This window comes from Streptomyces wuyuanensis (assembly GCF_900103455.1).
Lineage (GTDB): Bacteria > Actinomycetota > Actinomycetes > Streptomycetales > Streptomycetaceae > Streptomyces > Streptomyces wuyuanensis.
Window position 1 is genome coordinate 17239 of the sequence record NZ_FNHI01000016.1, and the last position, 16080, is coordinate 33318.

13 protein-coding genes are annotated in these 16080 nt (G+C 72.2%); 1 reads left to right on the plus strand and 12 read right to left on the minus strand.

The window, feature by feature from the left end; all coding sequences use genetic code 11:
- Positions 1 to 45: 45 nt before the first annotated feature.
- On the plus strand, positions 46 to 861 hold the full coding sequence (locus tag BLT82_RS22830; protein WP_093657827.1) for a tyrosine-protein phosphatase: 816 nt from the start codon (positions 46 to 48) through the stop codon (positions 859 to 861).
- Between the two features lie 132 nt (positions 862 to 993).
- Here BLT82_RS22830 and BLT82_RS22835 read toward each other — a convergent pair whose 3' ends face one another.
- The 12 genes from BLT82_RS22835 to BLT82_RS22890 all read right to left on the minus strand — a co-directional run bounded on the left by BLT82_RS22835 (position 994) and on the right by BLT82_RS22890 (position 16078).
- Positions 994 to 2379 (minus strand): aspartate aminotransferase family protein, encoded by a 1386-nt coding sequence (locus tag BLT82_RS22835; protein ID WP_093657829.1) that lies wholly within the window; start codon positions 2377 to 2379, stop codon positions 994 to 996.
- Positions 2376 to 4532: a 1-deoxy-D-xylulose-5-phosphate synthase gene (gene dxs, locus BLT82_RS22840; RefSeq protein WP_244292091.1), complete on the minus strand. Its 2157-nt coding sequence runs from the start codon at positions 4530 to 4532 to the stop codon at positions 2376 to 2378. The genes BLT82_RS22835 and dxs overlap by 4 nt, the downstream gene beginning before the upstream one ends.
- 55 nt (positions 4533 to 4587) lie before the next feature.
- Positions 4588 to 5610 (minus strand): adenosyl-hopene transferase HpnH, encoded by a 1023-nt coding sequence (gene hpnH, locus BLT82_RS22845; RefSeq protein ID WP_093657831.1) that lies wholly within the window; start codon positions 5608 to 5610, stop codon positions 4588 to 4590.
- Positions 5611 to 5615: 5 nt separating this feature from the next.
- A complete protein-coding gene (locus tag BLT82_RS22850) occupies positions 5616 to 6305 on the minus strand; it encodes a phosphorylase family protein (RefSeq protein ID WP_093657834.1) in 690 nt (229 codons plus the stop codon).
- The gene (shc, locus tag BLT82_RS22855; protein WP_093657836.1) at positions 6306 to 8336 is read right to left on the minus strand and encodes a squalene--hopene cyclase; all 2031 of its coding nucleotides are present in this window, start codon (positions 8334 to 8336) and stop codon (positions 6306 to 6308) included.
- Positions 8337 to 8473: 137 nt separating this feature from the next.
- Positions 8474 to 9574, minus strand: a complete 1101-nt coding sequence (locus BLT82_RS22860; protein ID WP_244292092.1) for a polyprenyl synthetase family protein — start codon at positions 9572 to 9574, stop codon at positions 8474 to 8476.
- Positions 9571 to 10995 carry a hydroxysqualene dehydroxylase HpnE gene (gene hpnE / locus BLT82_RS22865; protein ID WP_093657840.1) on the minus strand — a complete coding sequence of 475 codons (1425 nt, stop codon included), beginning with the start codon at positions 10993 to 10995 and terminating at the stop codon, positions 9571 to 9573. Before hpnE ends, BLT82_RS22860 begins: the two co-directional genes overlap by 4 nt.
- 100 nt (positions 10996 to 11095) lie before the next feature.
- Positions 11096 to 12046 carry a presqualene diphosphate synthase HpnD gene (gene hpnD / locus BLT82_RS22870; RefSeq protein WP_404204962.1) on the minus strand — a complete coding sequence of 317 codons (951 nt, stop codon included), beginning with the start codon at positions 12044 to 12046 and terminating at the stop codon, positions 11096 to 11098.
- Positions 12043 to 12966 (minus strand): squalene synthase HpnC, encoded by a 924-nt coding sequence (gene hpnC / locus BLT82_RS22875; RefSeq protein ID WP_404204965.1) that lies wholly within the window; start codon positions 12964 to 12966, stop codon positions 12043 to 12045. Before hpnC ends, hpnD begins: the two co-directional genes overlap by 4 nt.
- Before the next feature lie 431 nt (positions 12967 to 13397).
- Entirely contained in the window at positions 13398 to 14198 is an 801-nt protein-coding gene (locus tag BLT82_RS22880) for an ABC transporter ATP-binding protein (protein WP_093657844.1), read from the minus strand.
- A complete protein-coding gene (locus BLT82_RS22885) occupies positions 14185 to 15114 on the minus strand; it encodes an ABC transporter permease (RefSeq protein WP_093657846.1) in 930 nt (309 codons plus the stop codon). The genes BLT82_RS22880 and BLT82_RS22885 overlap by 14 nt, the downstream gene beginning before the upstream one ends.
- 91 nt (positions 15115 to 15205) lie before the next feature.
- On the minus strand, positions 15206 to 16078 hold the full coding sequence (locus BLT82_RS22890; RefSeq protein WP_093657848.1) for a glycosyltransferase family 2 protein: 873 nt from the start codon (positions 16076 to 16078) through the stop codon (positions 15206 to 15208).
- Positions 16079 to 16080 lie beyond the last annotated feature (2 nt).

Genomic DNA, 16080 nt, shown 5'->3' on the forward strand with positions numbered 1-16080 from the left:
CCATCGTCGGCGAGCAGCGCCGACCGCAGACACGGAGGAGCCCCCGTGACGCAGCAGCTGCCCCAGACCCCGTCGACCGAACCCGAGCTGTCCGGTGTGCGCAACTTCCGGGACGTGGGCGGACTGCCGACCGTGGACGGACGGCGCGTGCGGTACGGACGGCTCTTCCGCAGCGGCCATCTCGCGCACGCGACGGACACCGACGCGGCCTTCCTCTCCTCACTCGGGCTCCACACGATCTTCGACTTCCGCAACGCCGCGGACCAGCGGCTGGAGGGCCCGGACGTCGAGCTCGCCGGGGTGCGCAACGTCAACATCCCGCTCTCCGACCCGGCCGACGGGGCCGAGTTCTGGCGGATGGTCCGGGACGGCGACCTCGACCAGCTGAAGTCGATCCTCGCCGACGGCCAGGCGGCCGGACGGATGATCGCCTCCTACCGCATGATCATCAAGGAGCGCACCGCCGAGCACAGCCGCGTGCTGCACGCGCTGGCCGAGGACAGCACGCCGGCGCTCATGCACTGCGCGGCGGGCAAGGACCGGGCCGGGCTGTCCATCGCGGTCTCGTTGCTGGCCGTGGGGGTGGAGCGGGACGCCATCGAGGCGGACTACCTCAAGTCGAACGATCCCCACCGGCGCTACAAGGTGCGCCGCAGCGACAGCTCACCGGCCGGGATGTCGCCCGAGGTGATGGAGCTGCTGAGCCCGCTGTTCGACGCCCGGGCCGAATACCTGGCCGCCGCGTTCGAGACCATGGACGAGGTCTGGGGCGGCACCGAGCGCTATCTCACGGACGGCCTCGGCCTCACGCCCGCGACGCGGGAGCGGCTCCGCGAGCGGCTGGTCGACGGAACGGTCTGACCGCGTCCGGCGGCCCGGCCGGGAGGCGGTCCCCGGGGGCACCGGCCCGGCGGGGATGGCCCGGGCGATCACGCGCCGCCCGGTGACCGTGCGGGCGGCCGGAACCGCCGGCCGCCCCGCTGTCCCACGGCTTCAGCGGTTGGCGACCGCCTGTCGCACGAGGGTCTTCCCGAAGTCCCACATCAGCCCGCTGCCGCCGTGCGCGTCGTCCATGACGGCGGTGAAGGCCTCGACGAACCGGTCGACCTCCGGCTCCCCGATGATCAGCGGCGGGATCAGCTTGATCACTTCCAGCCGGTCGCCGGAGACCTGGGTGAGGATGCGGTGCCTCTGCAGCAGGGGCACGACCACCATCTGGGCGAACAGCCCCTTGCGGGCCGCCTGCAGCATCGTCCAGCGGCTGCGGAGCTTCAGCGAGGACGGCTTCCCGAACTCGATCCCGATCATCAGCCCGCGCCCGCGGACCTCGTGGAGCAGTTCGTAGCGGTCCACGAGCGCGGCGAGCCGGGAGCGCAGCAGGTCCCCGGTGACCCGGGCATTCGCGACGACCTGCTCGTCCTCGATCACCGACAGCACGGCGAGACCGGCCGCCATGGCCTGGGCGTTGGAGCCGAAGCTCGCCGAGTGCACCAGCACCCGGTCCATCGACGAGTAGACCTTCTTGAAGATCCAGTCCTTGCCCAGGGTCGCGCCGACCGGCACGTACCCGCCCGACAGGGCCTTGGCGACGCAGACGAGGTCGGGCTCCACCCCGTCCTCGTGCTGGTGGGCGTAGAAGTCCCCCGTCCGGCCGAGACCGGTCTGCACCTCGTCCGCGATCAGCAGCGCCCCGTGCCGGCGCAGCAGTTCCTGCGCCGCGCGCAGGAAGCCGGGCGGCGCCTCGTGCACGCCCTTGCCCTGGATCGGCTCGACGACGAAGCCGGCCACGTCGCCGCGCGCCAGCTCACGCTCCAGCGCCGTCAGATCCCCGAGCTCCACCGCGGTGTCCGGGAGGAGCGGGGCGAAGCCGTCGCGGAAGCCCGCCTCGCCGTTGACCGACAGCGAGCCGGCCGTCAGCCCGTGGAAGGCGTGGCCGCAGTACAGGATCCTGGGCCGGCCCGTCGCGTACCGGGCGAACTTCAGGGCCGTCTCGACCGCCTCCGTACCGCTGTTGCAGAAGAAGACGCGGTCCAGGTGAGGGCTGTGGGCCAGCAGCTTCTCGGCGAGCAGTCCGGGCAGGGGCGGGCAGTCGAACCGGGTCAGATCGGCGAGGGAGGCGTCGAGCACGTCGTGGAGCGCCTTGCGGACGACGGGGTGGTGCCGGCCGAGACCCATCACCCCGAACCCGGCGAGCATGTCGAGGTAGTCGTTGCCCGCGTCGTCCCAGAAGTACGCACCCTCCCCCCGCTCGTACACCTTGTCGAAGCCGATCGTCCGGAGCATGCGCGGCAGTTGGTGGTTGAGGTGCCGGGCGTGCAGCTCGTACCGCTCACCCCCGCGTTCCGCCAGCAGCTTCGCGAGGTCGAACTCGTTGCTCATCCGCCGGGCTCCTCGGGCTTCGGGGTGTGGGGGGCCTGCCCGGCCGTACGGGTCTGCGGGGAACGGGCCGTCCGGGTCTCAGGGGCAGGGGTCCGGGTCTCAGGCGCAGGGACCGTACGGGTCTCCGGGGCAGGGGTCCGGGTCTCAGGCGCAGGGACCGTACGGGTCTCCGTGGCCGGGGTCCGGGTCTCAGGCGCAGGGACCGTACGGGTCTCCGTGGCCGGGGTCCGGGTCTCAGGCACGGGGGCCGTACGGGTCTCCGTGGCCGGGAGTGTCTCCGGCTGCCTCCCCCTGGCGAGGGCGGCGGCGATGCGCCCGGCGATGTCCACCGGGGTCAGCCCGATGTCGGCCAGCACCTCGGCCCGCTTCGCGTGGGCGAGGAACTCGTCGGGGATGCCGAACGTCCGCAGCGGCACGTGCACGTCGGCGTCGCGCAGCGCCTGGCCCACGGCGGACCCGACCCCGCCGGCACGGCTGTTGTCCTCGACGACCGCGACGAGACGGTGCCTGGCCGCCATGGGCGCCAGCTGCCCGTCGACGGGCTTGACCCAGCGGGGATCGACGACGGTGCACCGCAGCCCCCTGGCCTCCAGCAGCCCGGCTGCCTGCAGACAGACCGGCGCCAGCGCCCCGACCGCGACGATCAGCACTTCGGGGTCGGCGCCACGGTGCAGCACGTCCATCCCGCCGACGCGCGCCAGCGCGGGCAGCGGCTCCCCCACGGACTCCTTGGGGAAGCGCACCACGGTCGGCGCGTCGGAGACGTCGACGGCCTCGCGGAGCTGGGCCCGCAGCTGTTCGGCGTCGCGCGGGGCGGCGATCCGGAGTCCCGGGACGACCTGGAGGATCGACATGTCCCACATGCCGTTGTGGGACGGGCCGTCGGTGCCGGTGACACCGGCCCGGTCCAGGACGAAGGTCACTCCGCACCTGTGCAGGGCGACGTCCATCAGCAGCTGGTCGAAGGCGCGGTTGAGGAACGTGGCGTAGACGGCGAAGACGGGGTGCAGTCCGCCGGCCGCGAGCCCGGCGGCGGAGGTCGCCGCGTGCTGCTCGGCGATGCCCACGTCCCACACCCGGTCGGGGAAGCGCTCGGCGAACGCCGTCAGGCCCACCGGGTGGAGCATCGCCGCGGTGATCGCCACGACGTCCGGCCGTTCCGCTCCGATGGCCGCCAGCTCGTCCCCGAACACCGAGGTCCAGGACGGGGCGCCCGCCGGGGCGAGCGGCAGGCAGGTCGCCGGGTCCATCGCGCCGACGGTGTGGAAGCGGTCGGCCTCGTCCTCGAGCGCGGGGCGGTAGCCGCGGCCCTTCTCGGTCAGGCAGTGGACCAGCACCGGCCCGTGGAAGCCCTTGGCCCGGCGCAGCGCCGACTCCACGGCGGCGATGTCGTGGCCGTCGACCGGCCCGACGTACTTCAGGCCGAGGTCCTCGAACATGCCCTGGGGCGCGACGACGTCCTTCAGGCCCTTCTTGGCCCCGTGCAGGGTCTCGTAGAGCGGCCTGCCGACGACGGGGGTGCGCTCCAGGAGGTCCTTGCCGCGCGCGAGGAAGCGCTCGTAGCCGTCGGTGGTACGCAGCGTGGCCAGGTGGCTCGCGAGGCCGCCTATGGTCGGGGCGTAGGAGCGCTCGTTGTCGTTGACGACGATGACGAGCGGGCGGTCCTCGGCGTGGGCGATGTTGTTCAGCGCCTCCCAGGCCATTCCGCCGGTGAGGGCTCCGTCGCCGATGACCGCGACGACGTGGTCGTCCCGCCCCAGGAGCTCGTTGGCCTTGGCCAGGCCGTCCGCCCAGCCGAGGACGGTCGAGGCGTGCGAGTTCTCGATGACGTCGTGCTCGGACTCGGCGCGCGAGGGGTAGCCGGACAGGCCCCCCTTGCCGCGCAGCTTGGAGAAGTCCTGACGTCCGGTCAGCAGCTTGTGGACGTAGCTCTGGTGACCGGTGTCCCAGAGGATCCGGTCGGCCGGCGAGTCGAAGACCCGGTGCAGGGCGATGGTCAGCTCGACCACGCCGAGGTTGGGTCCCAGATGGCCGCCGGTCCTGGCCACGGCCCGGACAAGGAACTCCCTGATCTCCTCGGCCAGCCCGTCGAGCTCCGCTTCCGTCAGCGCCTCGAGGTCGCGCGGCCCCCGGATGTGCTCCAGAATCGTCACTCTCGGCCCCCTCTCCGATCCGTCGGACTCCGGCCGGAGGCGTCCGCCGCCGGCCTCACCCCCCGCTACCCGACACCGTTTCCCGCGCGGCGCGCAACGACTCCTTCAGGGAGCCCATCGTCGCCAGCACGGCGGTCGGCTCGTAGCCGCAGTGCGCCATGCAGTTCGCGCAGCGCGGGTCCTTGCCGCGGCCGTACTTGCTCCAGTCGGTGTCCTCTACGAGTTCCTTGTACGTGGGGACGTAACCGTCGCTCATCAGATAGCAGGGGCGCTGCCAGCCGAAGAGCGAGTAGTTCGGAATCGCCCAGGCGGTGCAGGGGAAGTCGACCTTCCCCTCCAGGAAGTCCAGGAAGAGCGGGGAGTGGTTCAGGCGCCAGCGCCGCCGGTTGCCGTCGGCGAAGGCCTTCCGGAACAGCTCGCGGGTCTGCTCGACGCCGAGGAAGTGCTCCTGGTCGGGAGCCTTCTCGTAGGCGTACGCGGGAGAGATCATCATCTCGTCGACCCTGAGGTCGTCATTGAGGTAGTTCAGCACCTCGACGATCGTCTGCGGGGTGTCGGTGTTGAAGAACGTGGAATTGGTGGTGACCCGGAAACCGCGCTCCTTGGCCTCCTTGATCGCCTCCACCGCCTCGTCGAAGACGCCCTCCTGGGCGACCGACTCGTCGTGCCGCTCGCGCAGCCCGTCGATGTGGACGGCGAAGGCGAAGTACCGCGACGGGGTGAAGCGGTCCATCTTCTTCCGCAGCAGCAAGGCGTTGGTGCACAGGAAGACGTACTTCTTCCTCGCCACCAACTGCCGTACGATCTCGTCGATCTGGGGGTGCATCAGGGGCTCGCCGCCCGCGATCGAGACCATCGGAGCACCGGACTCCAGAACGGCGCCCACGGCCTGGGCGACCGGCATCCGCTGCTTCAGGACCCCGGCCGGGTGCTGGATCTTCCCGCAGCCCTCGCACTTCAGATTGCACGCGAACAACGGCTCCAGTTCCACGATCAGCGGGAACTTCTCACGCCTGCGGAGCTTCTGTTCGAAGAGATAGGTCCCGACCCTGATGGTCTGGCGGAGCGGCATGGCCATCTGGCTCACCTCCTGGGGAGCAGCAAAGAACGGTGCCATTCATAGAAAGCGGGCAGTACGGCACGTAGGACGCGGAAAGCTGATATTCCACCGCGCACCGTGCCGATACGGACCAGCTCATGCTCTGGAGCGTCCACGACCACCCGGACGGCCGCAACCGGGCGCACCCCGGCCCTCAGGGCGCTGTGGAGCGTCGCGGCGGACTCCATGTCCACCGCGATCGCGCCGGTCGCCGCCAGCTCCGCCCGTTCCTGCCCGCGCACCACGTGGTCGGAGGCGGTGAGCGGGCCGGTGTGCACGGTCCGCCCCGGCACCGCCCTGGTCAGGGCGGCCGTCAGCACGTCCGTGGCCGTGCAGGGCGTGATGCCCCAGGGCCCGCGGGTCTCCTCGGCCACCACGACGTCGCCGGGGTGCATTCCGGGGGCCAGCCCCGCACAGAAGCCGGAGGCGATGACCCCGGCCGCCGGGGCCGCGCCGGGAGCAGCCTCCCGGCCCTGCGTTCCGTCACCCAGCGCTCGCGCCAGCGCGCGCTCCGTGTTCTTCGGCCCCATGCCCGTTCGGAGTACGGTGACCGGGCCCGGCGCGCCGCCGCGGCCGCCCGCCCGCAGGGCCAGCCGCTCGATGCCGAGCGCACAGGCGATCAGCAGCGGCGGGACGGGGGCGTCGCCGGGCGGCGTACCCGGGGCGGACGCCATTCAGGCCCCGTTCCGGCCGGTGGACGGTTCCCCGTGCACGTACCGGCCGAGCGCCATCAGCGGGAAGACCTGCCGGTAGATGTGGTAGTTGATGGAGAAGTCCCAGGGGAAGCCGGTGCCGGTGAAGTACGGCTCGTCCCAGGAGCCGTCCTCGCGCTGCGTGGCGGCGAGGAACGAGACGCCCCGGCCGACGGCGGCGCCGCCCCGCTCCCCCGCGGCCAGCAGCGCCAGCAGCGCCCAGCCGGTCTGGGAGGGGGTCGAGACTCCGCGGCCGATCCACGCCTCCTCGCGGTACGAGCGCAGGTCCTCGCCCCAGCCGCCGTCGTCGTTCTGCACGGACTCCAGCCAGCCGACGGCCCGCCGGATCGCGGGGTGCGAGACGGGCACACCGGCCGCGACGAGGGCCGGGACGACCGCGCCCGTGCCGTAGAGGTGGTTGACGCCCCAGCGGCCGAACCAGGCGCCGTTCGGCTCCTGTTCGCGCAGCAGCCACTCGACACCGCGGCGGGCGCGGGGGTGGTGGGCCCGGCCCTCGTGGGCCAGCATCTCGACGACGTGCGCGGTGACGTCGGCCGACGGGGGGTCGATGACCTCGCCGAAGTCGCAGAACGGCAGCCGGTTCGGGAAGGTGCCGGTGTTGTCGGCGTCGAAGGCGCCCCAGGCGCCGGACTTCGACTGCATCCCGAGCGTCCAGTTGCCCGCCCGGGCGACGGCCTCCTCGACTCGGGACGGGTCCGGGTGCTTCACCCGCCGCAGGGCCAGGACGACCTCGGCCGTGTCGTCGACGTCGGGGTAGTTGTCGTTGTGGAACTCGAACGCCCAGCCGCCGGGGGCAAGGCGCGGCCGGCGCACGGCCCAGTCTCCGGGCCGGGTGATCTGCTCGCCGAGCATCCAGTCGGCGGCCCTGACCAACGCCGGGTGATCACCGGGCACTCCGGCGTCGGAGAGCGCGACGACGGTGAGGCAGGTGTCCCACACGGGCGACTGGCAGGCCTCGATCATCCTGGCCGGGCCCTCCTGGCGGCCGCCGGGCCCGGTGCTCTCGTCCCGCCAGACGGCGAAGCGGTCCAGCGACTCCAGTCCGGCGCGCATCACCGGGTGGTCGAGGTCGTAGCCGAGCAGATGGAGGGCGATCACCGAGTACACGGCGGGCGGCTGGATGCCGCCCCAGCAGCCGTCGTTCTCCTGCCGCTCGATGATCCAGCGGGCGGCTCTGTTCATGGCCGCACGGCGCAGCGGGCGCAGTGCCACCTTGTGGTAGCCGTGCAGCAGCCGGTCCAGGCGCTGGAAGAGGCCGTCCCAACTGGCCGCCGGGGCGAGGGGCCTTGGCGGGTTGGGGTGGTGGCGGTCCGTGTGCAGCTCGTCGAGCGCGAAGGGCGCGGGGCGTACTGGCCGCTCGGCCGAGACGACGGTGAGCGGCACGATGGTCTGCCGCGCCCAGCAGCCGAAGTCGTAGATGTTGAGCGGGAACCACGAAGGCAGATACATGAGTTCCGGCGGCAGCTCGGGCAGGTCCTCCCACTTCCACCAGCCGAAGAGCGCCAGCCAGATGCGGGTGAAGACGCGGCTCGCCGCGAGGCCGCCCTGCGCCCGCACCCAGGCGGCGGCGCGTTCCATGTGCGGATCGTCGGGGCGGTCGCCGGCGAGGCGCAGGGCCACGTACGCCTCGATGGTGGTGGAGAGTTCGCCGGGCCCTCCGTAGAACGTGGCCCAGGTGCCGTCCTCGCGCTGCTCGCCGCGGATGAAGACGGCGGCGGCGGCCGTGGTCTTCTCGTCCTGGATTCCGAGGAACTGACGGAGCAGCAGGTCCTCGGCGTCCATGGTGACGTTGGTCTCGAGGTCCGCCTTCCACCAGCCCTGCGCGTCCTGTCTGCCCAGCAGGTGCTCGACGGATCGCTGCGCCGTCAGCAGGGCGGTGGTGCCGAGGTTTCCGGGGTCTCCCGGAGTCGTGCGGTGGTCGGTGGTGCGGTCGCTGGCCGAGGCCGCGCGGGACGCCGGAGTCCCGCCGCTTCCGTCGGTCGTCGCTGTCATGGCTTCCCCTTCTTGCAGTCGGACGTGCTGCTTCGGGTCTGCCGTCGGCCGGTGCCGAGAGGGCACCGGCCGGCGACTGCGAACTCATATGCGATTGATCGTGATCATCTCCGTCGGTGCCGTCCGAGGAACCGGGGTCATCTCTTGCGTACGACGACGAAGTCGGCGAGGGCGACGAGCTGGGCCCTCACGTGCTCCGGCATGTCGACCCGCTCCAGTGCCTCCACGGCCACGGCGTGCTGCCTGCGGGCCTCCTGCGACGTCCAGTCGCGACCGCCCGCCTCCTCGATGAGCGCCGCCCGTGCGGCGAACTCCTCCTCGGAGAAGCTGTCGAAGTCATTGCTCTTGGCGTCGGCGGCGAGGAGTTCCCCGAGCCGCTCCGACGCGGGGCCGCCCGCGGCGAGCGCGGCGACGACGGGCAGGGACTTCTTGCGCTGGCGCAGATCGCTCCAGGTCTGCTTGCCGGTGGCCTCCGGGTCGCCCCAGATGCCGAGCAGGTCGTCGACGGCCTGGAAGGCGAGCCCGAGGTGGTAGCCGTAGGTCTCCAGGGTGTCGGCGGTGCGGTCGTCGGCGCCGCCGAGCACCGCGCCGATGGAGACGGCGCAGGCGAGCAGGGCGCCGGTCTTGTTGCCCTCCATCTCCAGGCACTCGTCGACGGTGACCCGCTCGCGGTGCTCGTACGAGATGTCCTGGGCCTGACCGTCGATGAGCTTGCGGGTGGCGGTGGTGAGCCGGCGGGTGGCGCGGCCGGCCTCCACGGTGCCGAGCTCCAGCAGGATCTCGTTGGCGAGGGCGAAGAGCGCGTCGCCGACGAGGATGGCCTGCGCCGGCCCGTGCACCTTCCAGACCGTGTCGCGGTGGCGGCGCTGCTCGTCACCGTCCATCAGGTCGTCGTGGAGCAGCGAGAAGTTGTGCACCAGCTCGACGGCGACGGCGCCGGGGATGCCCACCTCGGGCGCCGCCCCGGCGGCCTCGGCGGACAACAGCGCCAGCGCCGGGCGTACGGCCTTGCCGCCGTCGCCGTCCGCGGGGCGGCCGTGGGCGTCGATCCAGCCGAAGTGGTAGGCGGCGACGGTGTCCATGGGGGGCGCGAGCCTGTCCACGGCCGCGCGCAGCACCGGGGTGGACATCGTCCGCCCACGCTCAAGCAGCGCGGTGACGGCCGCGGTGTCGACAGCCGGGTTCGCCGAAGGCGCAGTCGGCACTTTCTCTCCTCTGGTTCCGGACGTGGTTCTCATGCCGCCTCCTCGAGCGGATGTTCATGGCGGCGGCCGAGAGCTGCGAGCGCGGCACATGCGGCGCTCAGTCCGCTTCGCACAGCGCCCTCCATGGTCGCGGGCCAGCCGGTGGCGGTCCACGACCCGGCCAGAAAGAGGCCGGGGGCGTTGGTACGGGCGGCGGGCCGGAGCCTACCGACACCGGGGGCGGGCGCGAAGGTCGCCGTGCGCTCCCTGGTGACGAAGAAGTCCCGCACCTTCGCGCCGCGGGTCGCGGGCAGCAGTCGTTCCAGCTCGGGCAGGTAGCGCTCGCGCAGTACGGAGACGGGGGTGTCGATCTCGTCCTGGGCGGCCGACTGGGACAGGGCCAGGTACTGTCCGGCGCGCCGTTCGCCGCCGGGCCCCGCGGGCCCGCCGTCCGACAGGCCGGAGGCGTCGGTGCGGTCGAAGACCCACTGGACGGGGCTGCCGAGCGCGGCGAAGAAGGGCCGGCGCAGCACGGTGCGGTCGTAGACCACATGCATGTTGAGGATCGGTGCGGTGCCGATGCCGAGCAGCAGGTCCGGCTCGTCCAGGGCGCCCTCGGGGAGCAGGGCGTGCGCCTCGCGCTGCGGTACGGCGAGGACGACCGCGTCCGCGGTCAGCCGGCCGGTGCCTGCCGTGACGTTCCAGCGCCCGTCGTCCGCGCGGGTGACCCGGCTGACGCGCGTGCGCAGTTCGGTGCGGACGCCGGCCGTGTCGAGTGCCTTCCGGGCCAGCGTGTCGTGCAGCTCGCCGAGGGGGACCCGGGCCCAGCCGATGTCGGCGGCGCCGGGGTCGGAGAGCAGCCCGGTCTTGAAGACCATCGCGGCCAGGGCCATGGAGGCGTTCGGCGCGGTGGCGTTGAGGGTGGCGACGCCGACCAGGTCCCAGAGGGCCTCGACGGCGCGCGGGGACTGGCCGTGGCGGCGCAGCCAGGTGGCGAAGTCGATGCCGTCGAGGGCGGGGTCCGCGGGGTCGAGTCCCTTGAGCGCGAACGCGGCGCGTCCGACGGCGGCCCGCTCGGCGAGGGAGAGGTGGGGGTATCCGGCGAGGCTCGCGGCGAGATGCAGGGGCACGGGCAGGGCGGTGCGGCGCAGCCGCCCGAGACGGGGCCCCTCGGGGTGGGCCACATCGAGGACGGGAACGTCGAGGCGCGGCTGGATCGGCGCGAGGCCTGCGCCGCCGACGCGGTCGAGGAACCAGCGGTAGGCGGTGCAGCAGCGGAGGTAGACGTGCTGGCCGTTGTCGACGGTCAGCTCGCCGCGCCGGAAGGAGAAGGCGAGCCCGCCGAGCCGGGGCCGGTTCTCCAGGAGCGTGACGCGCAGACCGGCGTCGGCGAGGCGGAGTGCGGCGGCCGCACCGGCGATCCCGCCCCCGACGACGACGGCGTGCCGCTCGGAGGTGCCGTCCCGGTTGGTCATGTGTCCTCCCCTGCGGAGGGACCCCCGCACTCGGCTGCGTGCCGGGCTGTCGCCGGCGGCCCGGCGGCCGTTCGGCGCCGAGGGCATGTCAGCGGCCGCATCAGACGCGCCTCCTGACGGCCTTGCGGGAGATGTGGCGCGCGTCGAGGCCGGAGAGGCCGCGCACGGCGACGTACGCCTTCTCCCGGCCGGGCAGGGAGACGCGGCCGCGCAGGACGGCCATGGGGTCGCGTTCGATGCGGTCGAGCAGCCGGCGGTAGATCCCGGCCATGGCCGCGACACAGGCGCCGCTGCGCCGGTCCAGCATGGGCAGCAGCCGGTAGCCCTCGGCGAACAGCCCGCGGGCCCGCCGCACCTCGAAGTGGACGAGGCCGGTGAAGTCGGCCCCGGACGGCGGGATGGCGCGGTGGAAGCCGCCGGTGCAGCCGAACTTGGCGAGGTCGTCGGTGGGCAGGTACGTGCGGCCGTTGCTCGCGTCCTCGCGCACGTCGCGCAGGATGTTCGTGAGCTGGAGGGCGAGTCCCAGCGTGTCGGCGTACTCGGAGGCCCGCTCGCTGCCGCGCGCACCCGGGAGGGTGCCGAACACGCCGAGGGAGAGCCGTCCGATGGCGCCCGCGACACACCGGCAGTAGACCTTGAGGTCGTCCCACGTCTCGTACGTCTCGCCGCGCACGTCCATGAGGACGCCGTCGATCAGCTCGTCGAGGGCGTCGAGCGGGATGGGGAAGCGGTGCGCCGCGTCCGCGAGGGCCACGGCGACCGGGTCGGTGTCGTCCTCGTCGACCGCCCCGTCACGGATCCTGCCGAGGAGCTCGCGGGTCCCTTCGAGCCGGTCCCGCTTGGCGGTCTCACCGAGGAAGCCGTCGCCGATGTCGTCGACGCGCCGGGAGAAGGCGTAGAGCGCGGACATGGCCTGGCGCTTGTCGGCGGGCAGGAGCCTGATGCCGTACGCGAAGTTGCGCGCCTGCGTCCCGGTGACGGCCTCGCAGTAGCTGTACGCGGCCCGGACCGGCGCGGACATGTGTGTGAACTCCTCCATGGTCCGGCTCACCCCTCTCTACGCGCTCTGTGCAAGACGGCTCCCACTTCACGCGTCAGCCGGGCCTTGGTGGGCCTGGGCGGCCCGGGGAGGACGTCGTGGCCGGCGGCCGCGATCGCCGCGAGTGCGGCGCGTCCCCCGGCCACGAAGCCGGCGAGCAGCAGCCTGAGCCTGCCGTGGACGCTCCCCACGAGCGGGATCCCCTCGTCCAGCAGCCGTGCGGCCCGCGCGGCCTCGTGGGCGATCAGATCGCGTACCGGCGTGCCCGCGGTCGGTGCGGCCAGGTCGTCCTCGGTGACCCCGAACCGCTTCATGTCGTCGGCCGGCAGGTAGACGCGGTCCGCGGCCAGGTCCTCCGCGACGTCCTGCAGGTGCTCGACGATCTGGAGGGCGGTGCACACGGCGTCGGAGCGGCGGATGCGCTCGGGACTGGCCGTGCCGGTGATCGCCAGGACGAGCCGGCCCACGGGGTTGGCGGAGAGCTCGCAGTAGCGCGTCAGGTCGTCCCACGTCCGGTACCGGCGGACGAGCTGGTCCTGGCGGTTGGCCTCGATCAGGCCGAGGAACGGCTCCGGGGTGAGAGCGCAGCGGCGCACGGTCGGCACCAGCGCCCGCAGCAGGGGGTGGCGCGGGGCACCGCCGTCGCCGCCGGGGAAGATCCGCCGCAGATCGTCCTCGAAGGCGTCGAGGGTCGCGAGCCGGTCGTCGGTCTGCTCGGGGTCCAGGCCGAGGTGGCGGGCGTCCGCTCCGCCCGGGGCGAGATCGCCGTCGCCGATGTCGTCGACGAGCCGGGCGTAGCCGTAGACGGCCATGAGGTCGTCGCGCCAGGCGCGGGGCAGGAAGAAGGGGGCCACGGGGAAGTTCTCGTCCGCGGCCTTGGCGAGCGTGGTGCGCATGGAGGCGTCGGGGCGCACCTGCCGGGTACCTGTCACTGCGGGCTGCCAGGTGCGGGGACGGCACTGCCCACGCGGAGCTGGAGATCTTCCGTCATGGCCGTCACATCTCCCGTTCTACACTGCCGACCCAATACATCCTATTTCGGACACGCCGCCGGTCCCGACGAGGGGCTTCGCCGCCCGGCAGCCGGGATCCCTCAGGGCGTATCGCCCCACTTGCCGTGAATCAGCACCGGTACAGCTTACGTTCCACCTCGTCCCCACTCTCAGCGGGGCACCGGCCGCGCCGCAGTCGACCTGCGGTGCGCCGTCAACCTCCCCGGAGGGAACAGGACCTGACGGCCGGTCGGCTACGCGCGGACCTCCGTCCGCCCCGCTTCCCGGCCGGCTCCGGCGGGGGCCGGCCGTGCGAGGGCCCCCGCCGGAACGGTCCGGCGGGGGCCCTTCCGCCCGCTGCGGGAGACGGGCTACTTGCCGGTCTCCTTCTCGTACGCCTTGATGACCTCGTCGGTCGGGCCGTCCATCAGCAGCTCGCCCTTCTCCAGCCACAGGACCCGGTCGCAGGTGTCCCGGATCGACTTGTTGCTGTGGCTCACCAGGAAGACCGTGCCCGCCTCCTGCCGCAGCTCCCGGATCCGCTCCTCGGAGCGGATCTGGAACTTGCGGTCGCCGGTGGCCAGCGCCTCGTCGATCATCAGCACGTCGTGGTTCTTGGCCGCCGCGATCGCGAACCGGAGCCGGGCACCCATACCGGAGGAGTACGTGCGCATCGGCAGGGTGATGAAGTCGCCCTTCTCGTTGATGCCGGAGAAGTCGACGATGCCCTGGTAGCGGTCGCGGATCTCCTCGCGTGACATGCCCATGGCCAGGCCGCCGAGGATGACGTTCCGTTCACCGGTCAGATCGCCCATGAGGGCCGCGTTGACGCCGAGCAGGGACGGCTGGCCGTCGGTGTAGACCTTGCCGCTCTCGGTGGGCAGCAGGCCCGCGATCGCGCGCAGCAGCGTCGACTTCCCGGAGCCGTTCGTACCGATCAGGCCGATGGCCTCACCGCGGTAGGCCGTGAAGGAGACGCCCCGGACGGCATGGACCTTGCGGACGCCGCGGGCCTCCCCGCGGTTGCGCTTGACGATCCGGCTCAGCGCGGCGGTCGCGCTGCCCTTGCCTCCGCTGCCGCCGTTGACGCGGTACACGATGTGCACGTCGTCGGCGATGACGGTGGGCACCCGGGCGTCGCGCGGGTCCTCGAGGTGGTCAGCCGCGGCCATAGCGCTCCTCCGCCTTCCAGAAGTACACGAACCCGGCGACACCCAGCAGCAGCGCCCACAGCCCGCCGGCCAGCCACACGTGGGTGGGCAGGTTCGACGAGTCGTAGCCGTCGATCAGGGCGAAGCGGATCAGGTCCATGTAGATCGCCGCGGGGTTGTACATGAGGACCTCGGCGATCCACGCGGGCTTGTCCTCGAGCATCACCTTGATCGAGAACATGACGCCCGAGCCGTACATCCAGGTCCGCATGATGAACGGCATCAGCTGGGCGAGGTCGGGGGTCTTGCTGCCCATCCGGGCCATGATCAGCGCCATGCCGACGTTGAAGACGAACTGGAGCCCCAGGGCCGGCAGCACCAGCAGCCAGCTCAGCGACGGGTAGCTCCCGAACGCCACCACGATGAGCACGAGGACGATCATCGAGAACAGCAGCTGCTGGAGCTGCTGCAGCGCGAACGAGATCGGCAGCGAGGCCCGGGGGAAGTGCAGGGCCCGCACCAGTCCCAGGTTCCCGGAGATCGCCCGCACGCCGGCCATGACCGACGTCTGCGTGAACGTGAACACGAACACGCCCGTCACCAGGAACGGGATGTAGACCTCCTTCTCCATCCCGCGGCCCGCGCCGAGGATGAGGCCGAAGATCAGGTAGTACACGAGAGCGTTCAGCAGCGGCGTCGCGACCTGCCAGAGCTGGCCGAGCTTCGCCTGGCTGTACTGGGCGGTCAGCTTCGCCTGGGAGAACGCCAGGATGAAGTGCCGGCGGCCCCAGAGCTGCCTGACGTATTCGACCAGCCCGGGGCGGGCACCGCTCACCGACAGGCCGTACTTGGCGGCCAGCTCCGCCGGTGTCAGACCGTCGTCGGGAGACGGCCGAGCGCTCGTGGCGATCGCGCCGTCGTGGGTTGTGTCACTCACAAGTCGAGACTTTCGTGTTCAAGATGCGCGGCTTGGGCCTCAGGTGGCGGCCAGGTCCCGGAGTACGCCCGATGCTCTCAGATCCGGACCGTCAGACGACAGGCGGTCGGCCCAGTCGCGTCAGTCGCCACACGGTACGCCACTTCATGGGACGGCGGGGCCCGCACGGGGTGGACCAGCCCTCCTTGAAGCCGCCGAACCAGGCCTTGAGTGCGGCGGCCGACGGCCGGCGCAGGAGCGTGAGCAGGATCCACACCCCGAGGTAGACGGGCACCAGGGGTGCGGGCAGGTTGCGACGGGCCAGCCACACCCTGTTGCGGGCCACCATCCGGTGGTAGACCGCGTGCCGGGAGGGCGGCGTCGTCGGGTGGTGCAGCACCATGTCGGAGCGGTAGTCGATCATCCAGCCCGCGTCGAGTGCCCGCCAGGCGAGGTCGGTCTCCTCGTGGGCGTAGAAGAACTCGTCCGGCAGTCCGCCGACCTGTTCCAGCACCTTCGTGCGGACCGCGTTCGCACCGCCGAGGAAGGTCGTGACGCGCGAGGAGCGCATCGGGTCGGACGCCCGCAGCCGCGGGACGTGCCGGCGCTGGGTGAGGCCGGTGTCCGGGTCGGCGATCCGGAAGCTGATGATCCCCAGGGCGGGGTCCTCCTCGAACGCCCGGCGCACCAGCTCGGCGGTGTCGTTGTTCGGCAGCAGACCGTCGTCGTCGAGGAACAGCAGCGCGTCGACGTCCCCGCCGCCCGGGCCGAACGCCTCGATGCCGACGTTGCGGCCGCCGGGGATGCCGAGGTTCTCGGGCAGGTCGACGGTGCGCACGCCGTCGGGCACGCCCGTGACCGGGGCGCCGTTGCCGACGACGACCACCTCGACGGGCTCGCCGTCCTGCTTGGCGACCGAGTCGATGAGGGCGCGCAGGTCGTCGGGCCGGTTGCCCATGGTGATGATGACGGCACCGAGCTTCATCC

Coding starts and splice junctions, on each gene's coding strand:
- BLT82_RS22835 (WP_093657829.1), bottom strand. CDS start 2,379: ATGAGCAACGAGTTCGACCTCGCGAAGCTGCTGGCGGAACGCGGGGGT.
- hpnH (WP_093657831.1), bottom strand. CDS start 5,610: ATGGCCATGCCGCTCCGCCAGACCATCAGGGTCGGGACCTATCTCTTC.
- BLT82_RS22850 (WP_093657834.1), bottom strand. CDS start 6,305: ATGGCGTCCGCCCCGGGTACGCCGCCCGGCGACGCCCCCGTCCCGCCG.
- shc (WP_093657836.1), bottom strand. CDS start 8,336: ATGACAGCGACGACCGACGGAAGCGGCGGGACTCCGGCGTCCCGCGCG.
- BLT82_RS22860 (WP_244292092.1), bottom strand. CDS start 9,574: ATGAGAACCACGTCCGGAACCAGAGGAGAGAAAGTGCCGACTGCGCCT.
- hpnE (WP_093657840.1), bottom strand. CDS start 10,995: ATGACCAACCGGGACGGCACCTCCGAGCGGCACGCCGTCGTCGTCGGG.
- BLT82_RS22880 (WP_093657844.1), bottom strand. CDS start 14,198: ATGGCCGCGGCTGACCACCTCGAGGACCCGCGCGACGCCCGGGTGCCC.
- BLT82_RS22890 (WP_093657848.1), bottom strand. CDS start 16,078: ATGAAGCTCGGTGCCGTCATCATCACCATGGGCAACCGGCCCGACGAC.